This window comes from Streptomyces sp. NPDC060194 (genome assembly GCF_042728285.1).
Taxonomy (GTDB): Bacteria; Actinomycetota; Actinomycetes; order Streptomycetales; family Streptomycetaceae; genus Streptomyces.
This window is the reverse complement of record NZ_JBHWZH010000245.1, coordinates 1-4,723: the sequence shown is the minus strand read 5'-3', so window position 1 is coordinate 4,723 and position 4,723 is coordinate 1. Positions and strand designations below refer to the sequence as shown.

The window sequence follows — 4,723 nt, the reverse complement described above, 5'->3', positions numbered from 1 at the left end:
GGCCCCACCACTGTTCAGTGGTGGGGCCACGGCCGGTTCGCTGCGGACAGCGGTCGCCTACTTCTTGTTGCGACGCTGGACGCGCGTGCGCTTCAGCAGCTTGCGGTGCTTCTTCTTCGCCATCCGCTTGCGCCGCTTCTTGATAACAGAGCCCACGACAACCCTCGCTTTTTCTCATCTCTCGGTGCGGGGCTGCATGGGCCCACACGACCTACGTCGGCCCAGCCTACCCGCCCGAGCTCCGAGCCTTAAATCCGAGGGCCGGCGAGGCCCTCTAGGCCGTCTCCACCCCCACGTACGACTCGCGAAGGTACTCGTGAACCGCTTGCTCCGGGACGCGGAACGACCTGCCGACCCGGATCGCGGGCAGATGACCGCTGTGCACCAAGCGGTACACGGTCATCTTGGACACTCGCATCACCGAGGCGACCTCCGCCACGGTAAGGAACTGGACCTCGTTCAGAGGCCTCTCGCCAGCAGCCATGACACACCTGAACCTTCCGCACGCGGCGGGCACCGGCTTCCCCTTCCGGTGACGCTTCGTCGCTGTGCGCTCACTCCCCAGAGTAGGGGCGTGTGGTGCGAGTGGGGAAGAGGAGCTGCGTTCCAAGGCCTACCGTGACAGACACGCTCGTTTGAGTACATAGCGAGTAAGCGGTCGGTAGTAAGAGGACCGCACAGCGTCATCAAGCGGAACGACGACGGACACCCGCCCCTCCGCCTCCCCCACGAACAGGGAGGGATCGTCCGTGTCCGCCAGACCGATCGTCTCGAACCCCAACTGACCTGCACCGCAGACCCACCCGTGGTCTCCGATCACAAGGCCCGGCAGCGGACCGCCGGCCTCCAGCGCACCCCCGAGGGCCACCCGAACCGGCAGTGGCGAGTGGCTGTGCGCGCCCGGCGCACCACCGCGTTCCCGCCCCGCGGCTTCCCGCACGAACGCGACGCCCCGTACGTAGTCGAGGTTGTACCTGCGTAGGCCGAACCGGGTCGTTATGTCGACAGATACACCCTGCGACGGGCTGAGCACCTCACATCCCGCCGTCGACAAAGCGTCTGCCAGCGCGGCGTAGAAGCCCAGCAGACGGTGCGGGTGCCCCGTTCCGATCAGTACCGGAACGTGACGGCCGGCCGCCTCGCCGAGCCGTTCGGCGAAGGCGTCGAGCGCCGCGACGGTCCGCTCCGGGTCGATCACGTCGCCGCCGGCCACCTGCCGGGGATCGTCCGACACCCCGCACCTCTCGGCCATCAGCCGCAGGACGTCGGCCTCGCCCCACCGCCCGTCGGGTTCGAGGCCGAGCAGCACCCGCGGGTCCCCGGCCGCGAGCAGCCGGTAGCTCCGCAGACCGGCCTCGCGCGGTGTGGCGACCTCCCCCGCCAGCCGGGTGGCGACGAGATGGGCGCGCAACGCCCCGGGACTCAGCACATGCCGATGCTCCCGGACCCGCCGCGCCGCCGCACCGAAACCCGGAAACCGGCCCCTGTCGGAGTAACACCCGGCTGCCGTGGCCGAGTTCGCCCTCCGCTCAGGCCAGCAGCCCGTGCAGCGGGAAGACGGCCCGCCGGGTCGCCAGGATCGCCTGGTCCAGCCGGTCCGCCGGGTCGTACCCGTCGTCCCAGGACCGCCACGACACCGGCCACCGCCCGTCCGTCATCCGCAGCGGACCCCGGGTCCTGGTCAACGCGTACGCCTGGTCCCGCCACTCCTCCGGCACCATCGCGGTCGGCTCCACCGGCCTGTGGGCCGCGATGCCCACCAGGTGCGTCCAGGACCGCGGAACGACGTCGACCACCGCGTAGCCACCGCCGCCGAGCGCCACCCAGCGGCCGTCGGCGTGCTCGTGCGCGAGCTCGTGGCAGGCCTCCTGGACCGCCCGCTGGGCGTCGAGGGACACCGCCAGGTGCGCCAGCGGGTCCTCGAAGTGCGTGTCGGCCCCGTGCTGCGTCACCAGGACCTGCGGCCGGAACGCCGCCACCACCTCGGGCACCACCGCGTGGAAGGCCCGCAGCCAGCCCTCGTCGCCGGTCCCGGCGGGCAGCGCCACGTTGACGGCCCCGCCCTCCGCGCTCCTGGCACCCGTCTCCTCGGGCCAGCCGGTCTGGGGGAACAGCGTGCGGGGGTGCTCGTGCAGCGAGACCGTCAGGACCCGCGGGTCCTCCCAGAACGCCGCCTGCACCCCGTCCCCGTGGTGCACGTCGACATCCACGTACACGACCCGCTGGGCGCCCAGCTCGAGCAGCCGAGCGACGGCGAGCGCCGCGTCGTTGTAGACGCAGAAGCCGGCGGCGGAGCCCGGCATGGCGTGGTGCAGTCCGCCGGCGAAGTTGACCGCGTGGTCCGCCTCGCCGCGCCACACGGCCTCCGCGGCCCCCACCGACTGCCCGGCGATCAACGCGGAGACCTCGTGCATGCCGGCGAAGGCCGGGTCGTCCACGGTCCCGAGCCCGTAGCCCGCGTCGGCGACCGCCGGATCGGCGGAGGCCGCCTTGACCGCCGACACGTAGTCCGCCCGGTGGACGAGCCGCAGCGTCGAGTCCCCGGCGGGCCGGCCGGCCACCACCTTCAGCCCCTGGCCCTCGTCGAGGCCGAAGGCCCCGACGAGCCTGCGGGTCAGCTCCAGCCGGACGGGATCCATCGGATGCCCGTCACCGAAGTCATAGCCCGTGACCGCCTGGTCCCACATCAGCTGCGCGCGCCCGCTCATGCCAGCCACCGTATCGGGCGGCGCCGTCCGCGAACGAGCGGGCGTACAGCAAGGTCATGAGGGTGAGGACGGCCGGGACGAGCATCGCCCAGCGGTAGCTCCAGAGATCGCCGACGACACCGACCAGGGGCGACCCGATCAGGAACCCCACGTAGTTGAAGACGTTGAGCCGCGCGACGGCGGAGCCGACGTCCCCCGGCCGGCCGCTGCGGGCGGCGAGCCGCCCCGCGGCGGCGAAGGTCTGCGGCACGATCACGCACAGCCCGAGCCCGAGGACGGTGAACCCCGCGACACCCGCCCACACTCCCGGCGCCACGGCGACCATCAGGAACCCGAACGCCCCGAGCACGGCCCCCGCCCGGGCCACCGCGACCGCGCCGAACCGCCGCACCCCCACGTCCCCGACCGCCCTTCCGACGAGCGTCGTCACCATGTACGCGTTGTACGGGAGGGTCGCGGCCTCCTCGGAACCGCCGAGCACGTCCTGCAGGTACTTCGCGCTCCAGTTGGAGACGGTCGCGTCCCCGATGTAGGCGAAGGCCATCACCAGGCAGAGGGGCAGCAGCAGGCGGAAGCCGATGCCCGGGGCGCCGTTCTGGACCTCCGCCTCGGCACCGGCGGGACCGCCCTCCCCGGCGGCCCTCTCCACGGGACCGCCGTCCGTGTACCACCGACTGGCCAGCAGGACAGCCGGCAGCATCACCACGACGACCGGCGCGTACGAGGCGACCAGTGAGAGGTCCCAGTGGGCGCCGGCCCAGGCGAGCGAGGCGCCCGCGATGCCGCCGAGGCTGTAGGCCGCGTGGAAGCCGAGCATGATGCTGCGCCCGTAGGCGCGCTCGAGCCCGACGCCCAGCATGTTCATCGAGGCGTCAAGGGCACCGACCGCGAGCCCGAACACCGCCAGCGCCAGCGCCAGTTCCACCATTCGGCTCCCGGCTCCGGCCCCGAGCAGGGCCAGCAGCACGACGGGCTGCGCCCACCGCAGCACGAAGCGGGCGTTCGTCCGCCGCACGAGCCTCTCGGCGCCGACGCTTCCGATCCCGGCGAGTACCGGCACCGCCGCCAGGAACGCCGGCAGCAACGCGTCCGAGACCCCGTAGCGGTCCTGGATGGCCGGGATCCGGGTCACGAGCAGGGCGAAGGCGACGCCCTGGACGAGGAACGCGCATCCGAGCGAGGCCCTGCCGTGCCGCAGGCGGTCGGGAATCATGGCCGCGACAGTAGGGGCGGGCCGCCACCGCTGGGTAGACCGGTCTAGGCAAGCAATGTCAAAAGCTCGTCCATGTGACCGAAGTACCCGGTGGCGCCCGGCAGATCGGCCTTGCCCGCCATGACCGTGAACCCGTACACGTCCATCCCGGCCGCGACGGCCGCCTGGACCCCGAGCGGACTGTCCTCGACGACGACGCACCGCTCGGGAGCCGCGCCCATCCGTTCGGCGGCGTGCAGGAAGAGGTCCGGCGCCGGCTTCCCGCGCCCGACGTCCTCCGCGCTGAACACGTTCCCCCTGTCCGTCCGGAACCACCGGTCGAGCCCGGTCTGCCGGTGCCCCGCGGCGATCCGCTCGTGGCGACCGGACGACGCCAGGCAGTAGGGCACACCCTCCGCCTCCAGCGTCTCCATCACGGTGACGACACCGTCGACCGGCTCGAGCTCGCGCTCGAAAACCACCAGCGTCCGCCGCAGGAGCTCGTCCCCGAAGTCGGCCGGCAGCTCCTGCCCGGTGCGCTCGCGGACGGTGTCGTGGATGCGGTGCAGCGCGCCCCCCATGTAGTCCCGCAGCGAGTCCTCGTACGTGGTCGGGTGGCCGATCTCGGTGAGGTAGGCGGCCAGCACGGTGTTCGCCAGGGGCTCGCTGTCCACGAGGACGCCATCGTTGTCGAAGATGATCAGGTCGTAGCGCATGTCCCGACCCTAAACGCAGAAAACCCCCGCACCTGTGGTGCGGGGGTTTTCTCACAATTTGTTCGGCGGCGTCCTACTCTCCCACAGGGTCCCCCCTGCAGTACCAT

6 protein-coding genes are annotated in these 4,723 nt (G+C 71.9%); all 6 read right to left on the bottom strand.

Annotated elements, in window-relative coordinates; translation table 11 throughout:
• Window positions 1-57 precede the first annotated feature (57 nt).
• Entirely contained in the window at window positions 58-156 is a 99-nt protein-coding gene (locus ACFWEG_RS28305; RefSeq protein WP_003948845.1) for a 30S ribosomal protein bS22, read from the bottom strand.
• Between the two features lie 118 nt (window positions 157-274).
• Window positions 275-484 carry a helix-turn-helix domain-containing protein gene (locus tag ACFWEG_RS28300; RefSeq protein ID WP_093781815.1) on the bottom strand — a complete coding sequence of 70 codons (210 nt, stop codon included), beginning with the start codon at window positions 482-484 and terminating at the stop codon, window positions 275-277.
• A gap of 129 nt (window positions 485-613) precedes the next feature.
• Window positions 614-1,429: a phosphatase gene (locus tag ACFWEG_RS28295; RefSeq protein WP_387220767.1), complete on the bottom strand. Its 816-nt coding sequence runs from the start codon at window positions 1,427-1,429 to the stop codon at window positions 614-616.
• Between the two features lie 100 nt (window positions 1,430-1,529).
• Window positions 1,530-2,708, bottom strand: coding sequence for an acetoin utilization protein AcuC (locus ACFWEG_RS28290; protein ID WP_387220765.1), 1,179 nt, complete (start codon window positions 2,706-2,708; stop codon window positions 1,530-1,532).
• The gene (locus ACFWEG_RS28285) at window positions 2,659-3,921 is read right to left on the bottom strand and encodes an MFS transporter (protein ID WP_387220763.1); all 1,263 of its coding nucleotides are present in this window, start codon (window positions 3,919-3,921) and stop codon (window positions 2,659-2,661) included. Before ACFWEG_RS28285 ends, ACFWEG_RS28290 begins: the two co-directional genes overlap by 50 nt.
• 44 nt (window positions 3,922-3,965) lie before the next feature.
• A complete protein-coding gene (locus ACFWEG_RS28280) occupies window positions 3,966-4,616 on the bottom strand; it encodes an HAD family hydrolase (protein ID WP_387220760.1) in 651 nt (216 codons plus the stop codon).
• Window positions 4,617-4,723 lie beyond the last annotated feature (107 nt).